Here is a 15,250-nt window from a genome sequence, read left to right as displayed (position 1 = left end):
ATGCCGATCTATCCGTTCCTTCCCATCATGCTCGTCATTGCCTTCACATACGAGATGTGGCCGATTGCGCTGCTCGTCGGCGTACTTCTCGCGCTGACGTTTCGTGGTCAAGCGATGGCCACTCATATCGGGGCGAGCTGTTTCGCCCTAATCGTCTTCGTTCACGGCGCCCCGCTACCGGTCACAGGAGAGGTGCCGTACGCTTTTGAGATTGAGAGCCGCAGGGATAACGGTCGTTCGGTTCGATTATATGGCACGATCGGCGACGCGAGCGGGGTGTTGGTCGGACGGGACGTATCGGCGGGGCGTCCAGGCGAGACGTGCCATGTGATGTTTGAGACGGAACCGTTCTCTCCGCTTCGAAACGTCGGAGGGTTTGACGAGGCGTCTTGGGCACTCGGGTCAGGGCTCAGCTTCAAAGGAAAGAACAGCTCGATTGAATCGTGTCGTCCGACAGCCACTTGGAACGGGAGGATGCTACGGTTCAAAGACCGGCAGCTCTTGAAGATCGAGACGAGGCACCGTCCGGACGTCGCTCTTTACATGCAGGCGCTCTTGTTCGGGGAAGGGCGTCTGTTAGATGAGGAGACGTCTTTTTCGTACCGTGTGACCGGACTGCTCCATCTGCTCGTCATTTCAGGGTCACATATCGCCATGCTCGTGATCGCGTTCAAATGGCTCATGCGTCCGCTGCCGCTCCATCGGGAGACGAAGACGGTGTTCATCATGGTCGGTGTGACGGCGTTCGGTTGGCTGACCGGCTTTTCGCCGCCGGTCGCGCGTGCCGTACTCGTGGCGGACGTGCTGCTCGCCTTGACACTCGTCGGCTACTCGGTCCGTGATCCGATGAGGCTGCTCAGTTGGTGCGCGGCGGTGCTGTTGGCGTTGCACCCATATTTATTGTTCAATCTTGGGTTTCAATTGACGGTCGGGATGACCCTCTTCTTGATTGTGACCCGTTCGATATGGACGAACGTGTTCAGCTTGGCGCTTTACGCCCAGTGGTTCGGGTTGATTGTCCTTTGGGCCGTCCAACCAGTCATTTCATGGTTCGCTCCGCTCTACAATGTGGTCGTGGCCATCTTGATCTCTTGGGTCATTATTCCGCTCGCTTTGTTGACGTACGTGTTTCCGTCGAGCGATCGGTTGTTACACCCGATCCTCGACGGGTTGAACGGGACGTTCGCGCTTCACCATACGTACAAACCGTGGTTCCCGCTCCACGACGTGACGCTTTGGCATAGTCTGTATCTCGCGGGCTCGTTGTGGGTCGGACTCGTGATCTTGGAGCGCGGACGGAAGGTGGGTTGGCTGTGCGCAGGGGCGGCGCTTCTCGCCTTGGCGTTCATGTTAGAGTCGGCCGAAGAAGACCGGGTCACGTTTTTAGACGTCGGTCAAGGGGATGCGATCGTCGTCGAGGCGAACGGGGTGACAGGGGTGATCGATGTCGGTGGGGTGTATCAAGACCCAGACGAGAGGAAACGGTCGACGTATGACCCGGGTGCTGATGTCGTCGTCCCGTACGTTTGGAAGCGAGGCGAGCGGGAACTGGACTTCTTGTTGCTCACGCATGCCGACCACGACCATATCGGCGGCTTGACCGGTGTCCTCGAGAAGCTGCAGGTCCGTGAGGTATGGCTGGCGGCCGAAGGAACTGATCAAACGAAGCGGTCCGAACTGTTATCGACGCTCGCGACGTACGACGTCCCGGTCCGTTTCGTTCGAGCGGGTGACCGACCGTATCCGTGGATGTGGATCGTCAGTCCGACTGAGAGGGAAGACGATGAGAACGCTAACTCTGTATCGGTCTATATGATGGTCGGTGGGCTGAAATATTTGTTGACGGGTGACTTGCCTGAGGCCGGTGAAAAGAAGTTACCGACCGTCGATGTCGATGTGTTCAAGCTCGGTCATCACGGGTCGGACACATCTTCGAGTGAGGACTTGTTGACTCGCATTGACCCGGAATGGACGGTCATCAGTGTCGGCAGGAATAATCGATACGGGCATCCGCATGAAGACGTGTTAGCTCGCCTTGTCGGGAAGCACGTGTTACGGACCGATGAACATGGCATGGTCGTATGTGAGCGTGGAGGGTGTCGAGGGATTGTGGAAACAGCGGTCAGCCGATGAAATGTATGATAAACTAAAAAACGATTGCTCCCCCGGGGCAATCGTTTAATACATTATAAGCTTAAGAACTTGATGAGGACACCGATCGCGAAGAGTGTGAAGAAAAAGCCGAACGGTACGATGAAGCCGATTGCTGAATCGATGGCGTCGTTCCGTTTGCACTGCACGTCGTTCTCGAACGGGTTTTCGCTTGGTGGGCGAACAGAGTTAATATGCATAGTGAGTCCCTCCTTGAAATGGTTCCGTCCTAAGTATAGCGAATCAGCGAAGGATTATCTATGTTTTAGATAAGAATAAATTGTGAAAGTGGTGTGTGTTTTGAATGAACCATGGCTACATAACGGGAAGCTGTCCAACGTTTACGTGTTGTACGGGACAGAGAAGTACTTGCTCGACACGTGGGAACGCGAAATCGTCAAAGCGGCCAACCCGTCCGGAGATCAATTCGACGTCATGCGTCTCGACCTGCATGAGACGTCACTCGATACTGCGCTCGATGAGGCCGAGACGGTACCGTTTTTTAGTGAGTATCGGACCGTCGTCGTCAAACACGCTCAGTTTTTGACCGGTGCGAAAGAAAAACAGAAACAAAACGTGGACCGGCTGACCGAATATGCCCTCCAACCAGCCCCTTATTCGGTGCTCGTCTTTATCGTCGAAGCGGAAAAACTCGATGAGCGGAAAAAAGTCGTCAAGCGCTTGAAGGAGCGGGCCATCGTCCTTGAGGCGAAAAAGCCGAGCCAGACGGACCTCATGCGTTACGTCGGCGATGAATTGAGCCGTCGCGGGCAGAAAATGAAGCGTTCGACCGTCGAACGGTTGTTGTTCTTATGCCAGGACGACTGGGGAAAACTCGTGCGCGAGCTTGAAAAATTACAGCTATACGCGAGCGACGGGGCCGAGATCCCGCTCGACGTCGTCAATGACCTCGTTCCGCGGACACTTGAGGACAACGTGTTTCAATTGTCTGAGTTTCTAGTGGCCAGACGGGCCGATGCCGCGCTTCGACTCGTCCGTGACCTCGAAAAACAAGGTCAAGAGTTGATTGGACTGCTGTCCTTGCTCGCCCGGCAATATCGAAACATGTACCTTACCAAACAGTTGACGGAAAAAGGATACGGTGAGAAACAGATCGCTTCGAAGATAGGGGCTCATCCGTACACGGTCAAACTCGCAGGTCAGGCGAGCCGTAACTTCACGGAAGCGCAGCTCGCTACGGCCTTGACGGTCATTGCCGAGGCGGACGAATCGATGAAGACGGGACGAGGCGACAAACAGATCGTGTTCGATACGCTCGTCTGTCAGTTGACATTATTGTGAGGTGAAAACATGGGGTTGCAAGAAGTGAGACTTGAAGATGTGATTCCGCTCCGGCATGAGGTATTGCGTCCGGGGCGTCCGATCGAGACGTGTTATTTTGACGGGGATGATGCTCGGGACACGCGTCATTTCGCCTGGGTCGAAGCAGGGCGCGTCCTATCGATCGCGACCGTCATGCGACAAGAACGTGAGCTTTCGGGCGAACGTGTGATTCTTCAATTGCGCGGCATGGCGACCGCTATAGACGTCGCCGGGCAAGGAGTCGGATCGGCTTTCCTGCAGGCGTTAAATGAGGAGCTCGGGGCGTCGTGGTGGTGTAACGCCCGAGCCGTCGCTGTTCGCTTTTATGAACGGAACGGACTCACCGTCGTCGGCGAGCCGTTTGATATTCCGGGAATCGGGACACATTATGTCATGTATCACAAAAAAACAGCCGGCTCCTAATGGAGGCGGCTGTTCCGGTTTGGTCTCTAATTAGAGAGCTGCGATGCGAGCTGCGAGACGTGATTTGTCACGACCAGCTTTGTTTTGGTGGATAAGACCTTTTGCTGCAGCTTTGTCGATTTTCTTCGTAGCGAGGACGAAAGCTTCTTGAGCAGCTTCTTTGTTTCCTTCGAGTACGAGGGCATCAACACGTTTTACTGCTGTACGCATTGCTGCTTTCTCTTGCGAGTTCGCGACACGGCGTTTTTCAGAAGTTTTTGCACGTTTGATTGCTGATTTGATATTTGCCATTGTTTGTCACCTCCTGAAACAAGAAAGTGTATGTTCTCATTACTTCAAGTAATCATTCAACAGAACAAGCACAATTGTAGCAAACGGTTATTCGAAAAGCAACCACTTGATGATTATTCTGAAAACTATATGTGGTATTGTTGTAGTAGGTCGTACACATTAAGTTAGGATTTTGATATAATGACACGGTATGCATGAGAAGGATAGGTGAACCCATATATGAACAAACAAGAATTAGAGAATCGTCAGAAGAAGATTCGCAACTTTTCCATTATCGCCCACATCGACCATGGGAAGTCGACGCTCGCTGACCGGATTCTTGAAAAGACTGGTGCGCTCACGGCGCGTGAAATGAAAGAACAGACACTCGATGCGATGGATCTCGAACGGGAACGTGGGATCACGATCAAATTGAACGCCGTCAAGTTGAACTATACGGCAAAAGATGGCGAAGAATACATCCTCCACTTGATCGATACACCGGGTCACGTCGACTTCACATACGAAGTCTCGCGCTCGCTCGCGGCGTGTGAAGGCGCTGTCCTCGTCGTCGATGCGGCACAAGGGATCGAGGCGCAGACGCTCGCGAACGTCTATCTCGCCCTCGATAACGACCTTGAGATCATCCCGGTCATCAACAAAATCGACTTGCCATCGGCTGACGTCGAGCGTGTCCGTCAAGAGATCGAGGACGTGATCGGTCTTGATGCGAGCGATGCCGTCCCGGCCTCTGCGAAAGCAGGCATCGGGATTGAAGAGATTCTCGAACAGATCGTCGAACTCGTCCCGGCACCGACGGGCGATCCGTCCGCGCCGCTTCAAGCGCTCATCTTTGACTCGTACTATGACGCGTATCGCGGTGTCGTCGCTTCGATCCGAATTGTCAACGGTTCGGTCAAAGTTGGAGACAAGGTGCAAATGATGTCGACCGGAAAATCGTTCGAAGTCACAGACCTCGGCGTCTCGACGCCAAAACCGTTGTCGGTGAAAGAGTTGAACGTCGGAGACGTTGGTACGCTCTCGGCATCGATCAAGACGGTAGGGGACGTCCGCGTCGGTGACACGATCACACTCGCGAAAAACCCATCGACGGAGCAGCTACCTGGTTATCGGAAGATGAACCCGATGGTATATTGCGGTCTTTACCCGATCGATGCGGCGAAGTATAACGATTTACGTGAAGCGCTCGAACGGCTTCAGTTGTCGGATGCGGCGCTCGAGTTCGAACCGGAGACGTCACAGGCGCTAGGGTTCGGTTTCCGCAGCGGATTCCTCGGCATGCTCCACATGGAAATCATCCAAGAGCGCATCGAGCGTGAGTTCGGGATTGACTTGATCACGACGGCACCGTCGGTTATTTATCACGTCACGACGACGGCGGGCGACGTCATCCATGTCGATAACCCATCGAAGATGCCAGAACAACAAAAGATCGAAGCGATTGAAGAACCGTACGTCAAAGCGGCCATCATGACGCCGAACGATTATGTCGGTGCCATCATGGAACTTTGTCAGAAGAAGCGCGGCAGCTTCATCGACATGCAGTATATCGATACGACCCGCGTCAAGATCACGTACGACATCCCGCTCAGTGAGATCGTCTATGACTTCTTCGACCAGTTGAAGTCGAGTACGAAAGGGTACGCGTCGCTTGACTACGACTTGATCGGATATCGTCCGTCACGACTCGTCAAGATGGACATCCTCCTCAACAACGAACTCGTTGATGCGCTCAGCTTTATCGTTCACCGCGATTTCGCCTATGAGCGTGGGAAAGTCATCGTCGAGAAGTTGAAGGCACTCATCCCGCGGATGCAGTTCGAAGTACCGATCCAAGCAGCGGTCGGCACGAAAATCGTCGCCCGTTCGACGATCAAGGCACTTCGTAAAAACGTCCTCGCTAAATGTTACGGCGGGGACATCTCGCGGAAGCGGAAGCTTCTCGAGAAGCAAAAAGAAGGTAAAAAGCGCATGAAGATGGTTGGTTCCGTCGAAGTGCCACAAGAAGCGTTCATGTCCGTCTTGTCGATGGACGAAGAATAAGTGGTCGCCCTTATCAAACGATAAGGGCGATTTTTTTGATTTGGCAGGATATAGGGAAGGCGATACGGAATAGTACCCACTTACAGAAAAATAGAGGAGGAGAGGCAGTGCCGACTTATAATTTTTCAGCCGGTCCGGGGGTGCTACCTGCACCGGTGTTGGAAGAAGTGCGATCACAACTTCTTTCCTATAAAGACAGCGGCGTTTCGATTGTCGAGATGAGCCATCGTTCTCAGGCGTTCATGGAAGTGGTACGTGAGCTAGAGCACCGCCTTCGCCGGTTGATGGACATTCCAGACACGTATGCCGTTTTGTTCCTTCAAGGCGGGGCGACGTTACAGTTTTCGATGGTACCGATGAATCTACGCGAATCGGGTCGTTTCGCTTATCTCGATAGCGGGACGTGGTCGAAGAAAGCGATTCAAGACGCAAGCCGGTTCGGTGACGTCGTCATCGCCGGTAGTTCAGCGTCGTCGAACTACGACACAATCCCGAATTGGGCGGGACAGATTCAAGACGTCGACTATCTTCATATAACGTTGAACAACACGATCGAAGGGACGCGTTACACGACGTTGCCGGAGACGAACGTCCCGCTCGTCGCGGACGTCTCCTCGAACATTTTGGCGGAAGCGATCGATGTGCGTCGCTACGGTCTCTTGTACGCCGGTGCGCAAAAAAATATCGGGCCGGCCGGGTTGACGATCGTCCTCATCCGTCGCGATTTAATCATCGCACGCGATTTGCCGTCGTATCTTGCTTACAGCGAACACGTCGACACGCTTCTTAACACCCCGTCGACGTTCAGCATATATGTCGCCGAACGGGTGCTCGCCTGGATCGAGGCCGAGGGAGGCGTCGCCGAGATGGAGCGGCGTAACCGCTTGAAGAGTGATCGGTTATATGGCGCGCTCGATGCGTCACCGTTGTTCCGTCCGCTCGTGACCGACACGACATGCCGCTCATTGACGAACATCCCGTTCACGACCGGAAATAAGGAGACGGACGAGACGTTTCGTCTGTACGCGGAAGCGCGCGGTTTGATTGAGCTTGGCGGTCATCGCTCTGTCGGCGGCTTACGGGCCAGTCTATACAACGCGATGCCGCTCGAAGGTGTCGAGCGGCTCGTGGATGCCATGCATGAGTTTGAACAGGAGGGACACGATGTATCATATAAAAACGTATAATCAAATCGCCGCAGAAGGGCTCACCCGTTTTGAACCGAGCGAGTACGCGGTCAATGCGGCCGAGCACGCCGATGCGTGGGTCATCAGGAGCCATGACGTGCACGAAGCTGAGATCCCGCCGTATTTGCTCGCGATCGCCCGAGCCGGTGCCGGGGTCAACAATCTTCCGCTCGAGCGATTGGCGCGCCAAGGCGTCGTCGTGTTCCATACACCGGGAGCGAACGCGAACGCGGTCAAAGAACTCGTGCTTGCGAGCATGCTCTTGTCGGTGCGGCCGATTTTACAAGGAGTGAACTGGGTGAACGATCAAACGTTTTCTAGTCAGACATTGCTCGAACGAGCGATGGAAGATGAGAAACGTCGGTTCGTCGGTTCCGAACTGCGCGGGAAAAAAGTCGGGATTGTCGGTCTCGGGGCCATCGGTTCGGCGCTTGCGAGCGACTTGATCCAGCTCGGCGTCGATGTCATCGGCTACGACCCGCATCTATCGGTTGACGGGGCGTGGAACGTCTCGAAGCAAGTGAAACGGGCCCGGCATTTGAGTGAGCTCCTCGCGGACATCGATCTGCTTTCCATCCATATGCCACTCACGGATGACACGCGCGGGGTAATCAATGACGCCTGGTTCTCTCAAATGAAACGAGGCATCACGGTGTTGAATTTTGCCCGCGGTGAACTGGTGAACGATGAGCATTTGTTACGAGCGCTAGACGATCAAGTCGCCACATATATCACCGATTTCCCAAAACATGTGCTGCTCGGTCATCCCCGTGTTCTCGCGTTTCCGCATCTCGGCGCATCGACGAAGGAATCTGAAGTGAACTGTGCGATTCAAGCGGTCGATACGTTGAAAGCCTATTTAGAGACCGGAAACATTCGGCATTCGGCGAACTTCCCCGATACCGAGCTCCCTTACATCGGGAAGCGGCGCCTGGCCGTCTTACACTTGAACGTACCGAACATGGTCGGTCAAATCGCGAGCCGACTCGCAGAGGCGAGCATCAATATCGACAATATGGTGAACCGTAGCCGCGGTGACGTCGCATATACGTTGATCGATATCGACAATCATCAACATGAGCAATTATCTGTCCATACATTGTATGAGATCGAGGGCGTCATGCGCGTCCGTGAATTTTAAGGAGGAATGACCATGGTCGTATTCAAACCGTTTGCCCCATACATGCCGAAACATCCCGAGAACGTCGCCGCCGACCCGTATGATATCGTCACCGTCGAACAGGCGCGTCTTGACGTCGAACAGCGTCCTGATTCATTCCTAGCGGTCGATAAGCCAGAAGTGTTCATGGCGGACATGCCGCTCGAGGCGTGGGGACAACGAGCCCGTCACGAACTCGAACGGCTTTACAAGAGCGAGTTGACCGAACGGGCGAACGGATTTTACGTGTATCGGCTCACCGATCAAGGGCGTGTGCAGACAGGACTCGTCGCCACGTTCTCGGTGACAGATTATGAGGAAGGTCGGATCAAGATTCATGAGCACACACGGGAAGTGAAAGAACGCGAACGCGTCGAGCACGTCTCGGCGACGAAAGCGCACACCGGCCCGATCTTACTGAGCCACGCGCCGGACGAAGGGTTGCGTCGCATCTTAGACGACGCGACGACAGGAGAGGCGTTGTTTGCCTTCACGGACAGTCAAGGTGTTTTCCATGAAGGCTATGCCGTGCCATCGAAGCATCAAGCACGCGTCATCATGCTCGGGGCCAGCATTCCGACCATCTATATCGCCGATGGGCATCACCGGGCCAAAGCCGCAGCCGTCGTCGCCCGGCGCCCGATTCATGAAGGGGAATCCAAACAAGAGCGGGACCACTTTCTCGGTGTCTTGTTCCCGAGCGACGAGCTGACGATTTTGCCGTACCATCGCGTCTTGCACGATGTGGCACCTGAAGAAGTGGCGGCGCTACTAGACGGCCTCTCCTTTAGTTACGAGATTGAAGCCGCAGACAAGGTATTCGTCCCGACCGAGAGTGCGATGTTCGGTTTGGCTTTTCGAGGCAAGCATTACAAGCTGATGAAGCGACAAGGCGTCGAGGCGTTAGCCGTCGCGACGCTTCAACGAGACATCCTCGAGCCGTACTTCCGAGTCGAGGATGTCCGGACGGATGAACGCATCGATTTTGTCGGTGGAAAAGACGCGATTGAGCGCATCGAAGCGTTAGCGAGGCGACAGGACGTCGTCATCCTGACATGCCACGCCACGGCGATGGAAGAACTGATGCGCGTCGCTGACGAAGCGGGCCAGATGCCGCCGAAATCGACATGGTTCGAGCCGAAACTGAAGAGCGGGCTATTCATCCATCGATTCGACTGAACACGCATAGTGGCATCGCGACGCAAAAAACGTTATAAATGGAAAGAGAAGAAAGGGGTGGCCGCTCATGGCTAAAGCCGTATATCTTCACATTCCATTTTGTGAACATATTTGTTATTACTGCGATTTCAACAAGGTGTTCTTAAAGAACCAACCGGTTGATGACTATTTAGATGCACTTGAACGAGAGATCGAACTATCGCTCGTTCAATATCCGACCGATACGATCGAGACGATTTTTATCGGCGGTGGGACACCGACGGCGCTCAATGAGGCGCAGATGAAACGACTTATGGACATGGTCGAACGTCATCTGCTCCCGCTCGCGTCTCCGAATCTTGAATACTCGGTCGAGGCGAACCCGAACTTCGTCAGTGCCGAGAAACTCGACACGATGAAACAGGGCGGGGTCAACCGCGTCAGTTTCGGCGTCCAGACGTTCGATGACGGCGGACTCGAGCGGATCGGGCGGACACACCGGGCCGACGACGTGTTCGCGACCGTGACAGAGGCCGCGAAGCGATTCGACAACATCTCGATCGACTTGATGTTCGGGTTGCCGGAACAGACGCTCGAGCAAATCGAGCGCGACCTCGACTTGGCGTTCCAGCTCCCGATTCAACACGTGTCTTCCTATTCGCTCATTCTCGAACCACATACCGTGTTCGCGATTCAAGAGCGAAAAGGGAAGTTGCGTCTTCCGGGTGAGGATATCGAAGTCGCGATGTATTTGAAAGTGATGGAGACGCTCGAACGGCGAGGCTTGAAACAATATGAGATTTCAAACTATAGCCTCGAAGGACGGGAGAGCCGGCATAACCAAGTGTACTGGCGCAATGAAGAGTATTATGGCTTCGGTGCCGGTGCGCACAGTTATTTGAACGGGGAACGGCGCGCGAACATCGCCCCGATTCCGCACTATATCAAGGCGGAAGGGTTGCCGGTTCGCAATACGACGAAACTCGAGACGGTCGAAAAGATGGAAGAAGAGCTATTCCTCGGCCTCCGCATGCGCTCAGGTGTCTCGTTTGAAACGTTCGAGTCGAAGTATGGCGTGTCGATGCGTTCGGCGTTCAGCCACGTTCTCGATGATCTCGTGGCAAAACGGCTGATTGAACTGACGGACACGCACGTCCGTTTGACGGAGTCGGGTTTACCGCTCGCCAACGAGGCGTTCGCCGCGTTCATCGGCGAGGCCCGCGTCGATGCGGACACGGTGAAATAAAGGCAAAACGTATACAAAAAAGGGAATCCGCAACGGATTCCCTTTCTATATTATAAGACGAGATCGCGATAGATCGGCATGAGCCGGCTGTACGTATCCTCGATGAGAGCGAGAAACGCCGCCTCGTTTTGAAGGATAGAGGCATCGGCCGGTAGTTGACGACCGATCAAGAAGTCGGCTTTCTTCACGTCTTTGAACCGCGCCGTCATCGTCTCGACCGCTTCATCAGACATGTCTTCGAGCAAGAACGCGTCTTTTTTCATATGGTCGCCGGAGATATGGAAGTCCGGAAACTGAGACTTCAAGTCGAGCGACATGAGCCGTTCGCCGATCGCTTCTTTGTTCGGCATCTCATAGATGAAAGCGAGCCAGACGAAGACCCGGTCGTCAAACAGGCCGACTTGGAAGTGAGGATGTTTCTTGTAGCCACGTTTATCGTGGCAGATGGCCATCCACGTGTCTTTAGGCGGATTGACGGTCCGGCGCGCATGTTTGGCGACGTGTAAATAAAGGGGGATGCCGACATCTGCCTCGAGCTGGGGACCGACTTCTTCATAAATTTGATGGAAGAGCGGCTGAATGTTCGAACGGATGCCTTCCATGCGGGCATCAAGTCCATCTTTTGTGAATACGTCGAATTGTTGTGTTGTAAACATATAATCACCTCAATTTGTATCATACCGAATCTGCTGAAAACATGCATAGGCGACGACTTCATGGCAGCTTAGAAAATGAGACGAATGAATTGACAAATAGTGAGAACGTGATAATATTTGAAGTGTGATTAGCACTCGTTAAATATGAGTGCTAATAAAGCGAGGCCTATCTTTCAGAGAGGAGTGAAGATGTGCTGACAGAGAGACAGTTGCTCATTTTACGAGCTATCATTGATGACTATATCCAGACGGCGCAACCGGTCGGCTCCCGCACGTTGTCGAAACGGGATGACCTGTCATTCAGTTCGGCGACGATCCGGAACGATATGGCCGATCTCGAGGACATGGGTTTGATTGAAAAACCCCACACCTCGGCCGGACGGATCCCATCCGAGGTGGGGTATCGTTACTACGTCGACCATCTCGTCGAAACGAAGATCATCGACGAGCGCGAGACGTATCGTCTCGGGGAACATCTGCGGGCGTCCGCACAAGAGTCCGAAGTGCTCATCCGTCAAGCCGCCGACCTACTCTCTGATTTGACCAACTATACGACCGTCGCCCTCGGCCCGAACAGCCAGATGAACCGGTTGGCACGAATCGATTTGATGCCGCTCGATGAACGGCGTGGCGTCGTCTTGATCGTCACGGACCAAGGGCATGTCGAACACCGGACGGTCGTCTTTGAATCGCCGATGGCGCCGGAGATGGTCGAAGAGACGATTCGTTTCTTAAACGATCGTCTTAAAGGGACACCGCTCGGTCAACTGAAGTCCCGGATTGGTGAAGAAGTATCGAAACTTCGACTCGCACATCAAGAACAGTATGAGAACATGATGCAGCTCATCCAATCGACTGCCGGGCTGCATCATCCGAGCTCGCTCTACTTGGGCGGGAAGAAAAACATCTTCAATCAACCGGAGTTTCAATCGCTCGATACGCTCCGTCCGTTCCTCGAATGGATCGATGAACAGGAGCGCTTGACCGATTGGCTCGAATCGTTGCCAAATCGCGAGATTTATGTGAGCATTGGGAGCGAGAACGGTATCGTCGCGCTTCAAAATTGCAGCGTCATCACCTCTGACTACACGCTCGACGGGAAGACGTTCGGAACGATCGCCATGATCGGACCGACGCGGATGGACTATCGACATGGGGTGCAGATGATGGGGCAGCTCATCGAGGCGCTCAGGCGAACGAAACTAGAAGAGTGACGGAAAGGAGCCTCAACATGACAGCAGACAACCAAAACGGTCCGGACAAGGACGAAGTGCTCGAGGAAAAAGATTTCGAGCCGAAGCAAGAACCGACGACAGACGTCGAATCAGACGAGGTTTCAAATGCTCAGAATGTGGAAGAAAGTTCTGAGGGGACCGATTTACAAAAAGAGATCGAAGTGCTCAAAGCGAGTGAACTTCGCATTCGCGCCGATTTTGACAACTTCCGCCGCCGGACGAACGAAGAGAACGCGAAACGCGTCAAGTTCGCCTCGCAAGCGGTCGTTGAAAAATTGATTCCGCTCATCGATAACTTCGAGCGTGCGCTCCAAGTCGAAGCGAACTCGGACGACGCCAAGCAAATCCAGGCGGGCGTCGATATGATCCATCGACAGTTGCTCGATGTGTTGAACGGTGAGAGCGTCGAAGCGATCGAAGCGGTCGGTCAACCGTTCGACCCGAACTTCCACCAAGCGGTCATGCAAGAGCCGAGCGATGAGTTCGAGTCAGGCATCGTGACGATGGAACTTCAAAAAGGATACACGATGCACGGGCGTGTCATTCGTCCGAGCATGGTAAAAGTCGCAGAATAACATTACTTAACTAGATGGAGGAATCGACAATGGGTAAAATTATCGGAATTGACTTAGGGACAACAAACTCATGCGTGGCAGTTATGGAAGGTGGCGAAGCGGTCGTCATCTCGAACGCGGAAGGGAACCGTACGACACCTTCTGTCGTCGCCTTCAAAGGGGAAGAGCGTCAAGTCGGGGAAGTCGCAAAACGTCAAGCGATCACGAACCCGAACACGATCCAATCGATCAAGCGTCATATGGGTACGTCGCATACAGTAGAAGTTGAGGGCAAGAAGTTCACGCCGCAAGAGATTTCAGCCATCATCTTGCAAAAACTCAAAAAAGACGCTGAAGACTACCTCGGTGAGTCAGTGACGGAAGCGGTCATCACAGTTCCTGCTTACTTCAACGATGCTGAGCGTCAAGCGACAAAAGATGCAGGGAAGATCGCTGGCCTCGACGTCAAGCGGATCATCAACGAACCGACAGCGGCCGCACTCGCATACGGGCTCGATAAAGGCGAAGATCATACGATCTTGATCTATGACCTTGGCGGCGGTACGTTCGACGTATCGATCCTCGAACTCGGTGATGGTGTCTTTGAAGTAGTCGCGACAGCGGGTGACAACCGTCTCGGTGGGGACGACTTCGACCAAAAAGTCATCGACTACCTCGTCCAAGAGTTCAAAAAAGAGAACGGCATCGACCTCGCCCAAGACAAGATGGCGCTTCAACGCTTGAAAGACGCAGCTGAGAAAGCGAAAAAAGACCTTTCAGGCGTGACAAGTGCACATATCAGCCTCCCGTTCATCACGGCCGGAGCAGCTGGTCCGCTTCACTTGGAAACGACACTCACACGTGCGAAGTTTGACGAGTTGACAGCTGACCTCGTCGAGCGCACGATGGAGCCGACACGCCGCGCGTTGAAAGATTCAGGTCTCACACCGTCTGACCTCGACAAGATCATCCTCGTCGGTGGCTCGACACGTATTCCTGCGGTCCAAAAAGCGATTCACGACTTCACGAAGAAAGAGCCGTTCAAAGGTGTCAACCCGGATGAAGTCGTTGCCCTCGGTGCTGCGATTCAAGGTGGCGTCCTTGCCGGTGACGTGAAAGACGTCGTTCTTCTCGATGTCACACCGCTCTCACTCGGTATCGAGACGATGGGTGGCGTCATGACGAAGTTGATCGACCGTAACACGACGATCCCGACATCGAAATCACAAGTCTTCTCGACAGCGGCTGACAACCAACCGGCTGTTGACATCCACGTCCTCCAAGGGGAACGTCCGATGGCACCAGATAACAAGACGCTCGGTCGCTTCCAGTTGACGGACATCCCGCCGGCACAACGTGGCGTCCCACAAATCGAAGTCAAGTTCGACATCGATGCGAACGGAATCGTTCACGTGTCGGCGAAAGACCTCGGCACGAACAAAGAACAGTCGATCACGATCCAATCGTCGTCAGGTATCGACGAGTCTGAAATCGAGCGCATGGTAAAAGAAGCCGAAGCGAACGCCGAAGCCGATAAACAGCGTAAAGAAGAAGCTGAACTCCGCAACGAGACGGACCAACTCGTCTTCGCGACAGACAAAGCGATCAAAGATCTCGGCGAGCAAGTCGACGCCGCGGATAAAGACAAAGCGGAAGCTGCAAAAGAAAAAGCGAAATCAGCACTTGAAGGAACGGATCTTGAAGCCATTCGTTCGGCAAAAGACGAATTGGCGACTGTCGTTCAAGAGTTGACACAAAAAGTGTATGCGAAAATGGCCGAAGAGCAAGGTGCTGAAGGCGCCGAAGCCCAAACAGAAGCGAAAG

The 15,250-nt window shown here is 53.9% G+C and carries 14 protein-coding genes; 11 read left to right on the top strand and 3 right to left on the bottom strand.

The window, feature by feature from the left end; all coding sequences use genetic code 11:
• Complete coding sequence (locus L971_RS13955; RefSeq protein WP_047376367.1) at positions 1 to 2,133, top strand: ComEC/Rec2 family competence protein; 2,133 nt, start codon at positions 1 to 3, stop codon at positions 2,131 to 2,133.
• A gap of 53 nt (positions 2,134 to 2,186) precedes the next feature.
• Here L971_RS13955 and L971_RS14995 read toward each other — a convergent pair whose 3' ends face one another.
• Positions 2,187 to 2,351 carry a YqzM family protein gene (locus tag L971_RS14995; RefSeq protein ID WP_024371416.1) on the bottom strand — a complete coding sequence of 55 codons (165 nt, stop codon included), beginning with the start codon at positions 2,349 to 2,351 and terminating at the stop codon, positions 2,187 to 2,189.
• Between the two features lie 91 nt (positions 2,352 to 2,442).
• Between L971_RS14995 and holA the strand changes: the two genes are divergently transcribed.
• Together holA and L971_RS13940 are read left to right on the top strand one after the other, a co-directional pair.
• A complete protein-coding gene (gene holA / locus L971_RS13945; protein WP_231557618.1) occupies positions 2,443 to 3,453 on the top strand; it encodes a DNA polymerase III subunit delta in 1,011 nt (336 codons plus the stop codon).
• A gap of 9 nt (positions 3,454 to 3,462) precedes the next feature.
• The gene (locus L971_RS13940; protein ID WP_047376364.1) at positions 3,463 to 3,897 is read left to right on the top strand and encodes a GNAT family N-acetyltransferase; all 435 of its coding nucleotides are present in this window, start codon (positions 3,463 to 3,465) and stop codon (positions 3,895 to 3,897) included.
• Between the two features lie 30 nt (positions 3,898 to 3,927).
• Here the strand turns inward: L971_RS13940 and rpsT are convergent, their stop codons facing one another.
• Entirely contained in the window at positions 3,928 to 4,188 is a 261-nt protein-coding gene (gene rpsT, locus L971_RS13935) for a 30S ribosomal protein S20 (protein WP_021065661.1), read from the bottom strand.
• A 219-nt stretch (positions 4,189 to 4,407) separates the two neighbouring features.
• On the opposite strand from rpsT, the gene lepA reads away from it, so the two are divergent.
• From lepA to hemW, 5 genes are all read left to right on the top strand, one after another.
• A complete protein-coding gene (gene lepA, locus L971_RS13930; protein WP_024371419.1) occupies positions 4,408 to 6,231 on the top strand; it encodes a translation elongation factor 4 in 1,824 nt (607 codons plus the stop codon).
• A 107-nt stretch (positions 6,232 to 6,338) separates the two neighbouring features.
• Positions 6,339 to 7,418 (top strand): 3-phosphoserine/phosphohydroxythreonine transaminase, encoded by a 1,080-nt coding sequence (serC, locus tag L971_RS13925; RefSeq protein WP_029334736.1) that lies wholly within the window; start codon positions 6,339 to 6,341, stop codon positions 7,416 to 7,418.
• Positions 7,396 to 8,559 (top strand): phosphoglycerate dehydrogenase, encoded by a 1,164-nt coding sequence (locus L971_RS13920; protein ID WP_047376363.1) that lies wholly within the window; start codon positions 7,396 to 7,398, stop codon positions 8,557 to 8,559. Before serC ends, L971_RS13920 begins: the two co-directional genes overlap by 23 nt.
• A gap of 12 nt (positions 8,560 to 8,571) precedes the next feature.
• Positions 8,572 to 9,756: a DUF1015 domain-containing protein gene (locus L971_RS13915; protein WP_047376362.1), complete on the top strand. Its 1,185-nt coding sequence runs from the start codon at positions 8,572 to 8,574 to the stop codon at positions 9,754 to 9,756.
• A 67-nt stretch (positions 9,757 to 9,823) separates the two neighbouring features.
• Positions 9,824 to 10,981 carry a radical SAM family heme chaperone HemW gene (hemW, locus tag L971_RS13910; RefSeq protein ID WP_047376359.1) on the top strand — a complete coding sequence of 386 codons (1,158 nt, stop codon included), beginning with the start codon at positions 9,824 to 9,826 and terminating at the stop codon, positions 10,979 to 10,981.
• Between the two features lie 50 nt (positions 10,982 to 11,031).
• Here the strand turns inward: hemW and L971_RS13905 are convergent, their stop codons facing one another.
• Entirely contained in the window at positions 11,032 to 11,637 is a 606-nt protein-coding gene (locus tag L971_RS13905; protein ID WP_024371424.1) for a DUF1054 domain-containing protein, read from the bottom strand.
• A 191-nt stretch (positions 11,638 to 11,828) separates the two neighbouring features.
• Here L971_RS13905 and hrcA point away from each other — a divergent pair, with 191 nt between their 5' ends.
• From hrcA to dnaK, 3 genes are all read left to right on the top strand, one after another.
• The gene (gene hrcA, locus L971_RS13900) at positions 11,829 to 12,851 is read left to right on the top strand and encodes a heat-inducible transcriptional repressor HrcA (RefSeq protein WP_029334739.1); all 1,023 of its coding nucleotides are present in this window, start codon (positions 11,829 to 11,831) and stop codon (positions 12,849 to 12,851) included.
• Positions 12,852 to 12,868: 17 nt separating this feature from the next.
• Complete coding sequence (grpE, locus tag L971_RS13895) at positions 12,869 to 13,447, top strand: nucleotide exchange factor GrpE (RefSeq protein WP_024371426.1); 579 nt, start codon at positions 12,869 to 12,871, stop codon at positions 13,445 to 13,447.
• Positions 13,448 to 13,476: 29 nt separating this feature from the next.
• On the top strand, positions 13,477 to 15,250 hold a 1,774-nt coding region (gene dnaK, locus L971_RS13890; RefSeq protein ID WP_156111540.1), incomplete at its 3' end, for a molecular chaperone DnaK.

This window comes from Exiguobacterium sp. ZOR0005 (assembly GCF_000798975.1).
GTDB lineage: Bacteria > Bacillota > Bacilli > Exiguobacteriales > Exiguobacteriaceae > Exiguobacterium > Exiguobacterium aurantiacum.
Note: the sequence above shows the minus strand (reverse complement) of the source record. Positions and strands in the feature narration are given on the sequence as shown.

What these genes read in the sequence shown, in the direction of transcription:
- L971_RS14995 (WP_024371416.1), bottom strand. Translation starts at nt 2,351, where the DNA reads ATGCATATTAACTCTGTTCGCCCACCAAGCGAAAACCCGTTCGAGAAC.
- L971_RS13955 (WP_047376367.1), top strand. Translation starts at nt 1, where the DNA reads ATGCCGATCTATCCGTTCCTTCCCATCATGCTCGTCATTGCCTTCACA.
- L971_RS13920 (WP_047376363.1), top strand. Translation starts at nt 7,396, where the DNA reads ATGTATCATATAAAAACGTATAATCAAATCGCCGCAGAAGGGCTCACC.
- lepA (WP_024371419.1), top strand. Translation starts at nt 4,408, where the DNA reads ATGAACAAACAAGAATTAGAGAATCGTCAGAAGAAGATTCGCAACTTT.
- L971_RS13940 (WP_047376364.1), top strand. Translation starts at nt 3,463, where the DNA reads ATGGGGTTGCAAGAAGTGAGACTTGAAGATGTGATTCCGCTCCGGCAT.
- rpsT (WP_021065661.1), bottom strand. Translation starts at nt 4,188, where the DNA reads ATGGCAAATATCAAATCAGCAATCAAACGTGCAAAAACTTCTGAAAAA.
- hemW (WP_047376359.1), top strand. Translation starts at nt 9,824, where the DNA reads ATGGCTAAAGCCGTATATCTTCACATTCCATTTTGTGAACATATTTGT.
- L971_RS13915 (WP_047376362.1), top strand. Translation starts at nt 8,572, where the DNA reads ATGGTCGTATTCAAACCGTTTGCCCCATACATGCCGAAACATCCCGAG.
- L971_RS13905 (WP_024371424.1), bottom strand. Translation starts at nt 11,637, where the DNA reads ATGTTTACAACACAACAATTCGACGTATTCACAAAAGATGGACTTGAT.
- grpE (WP_024371426.1), top strand. Translation starts at nt 12,869, where the DNA reads ATGACAGCAGACAACCAAAACGGTCCGGACAAGGACGAAGTGCTCGAG.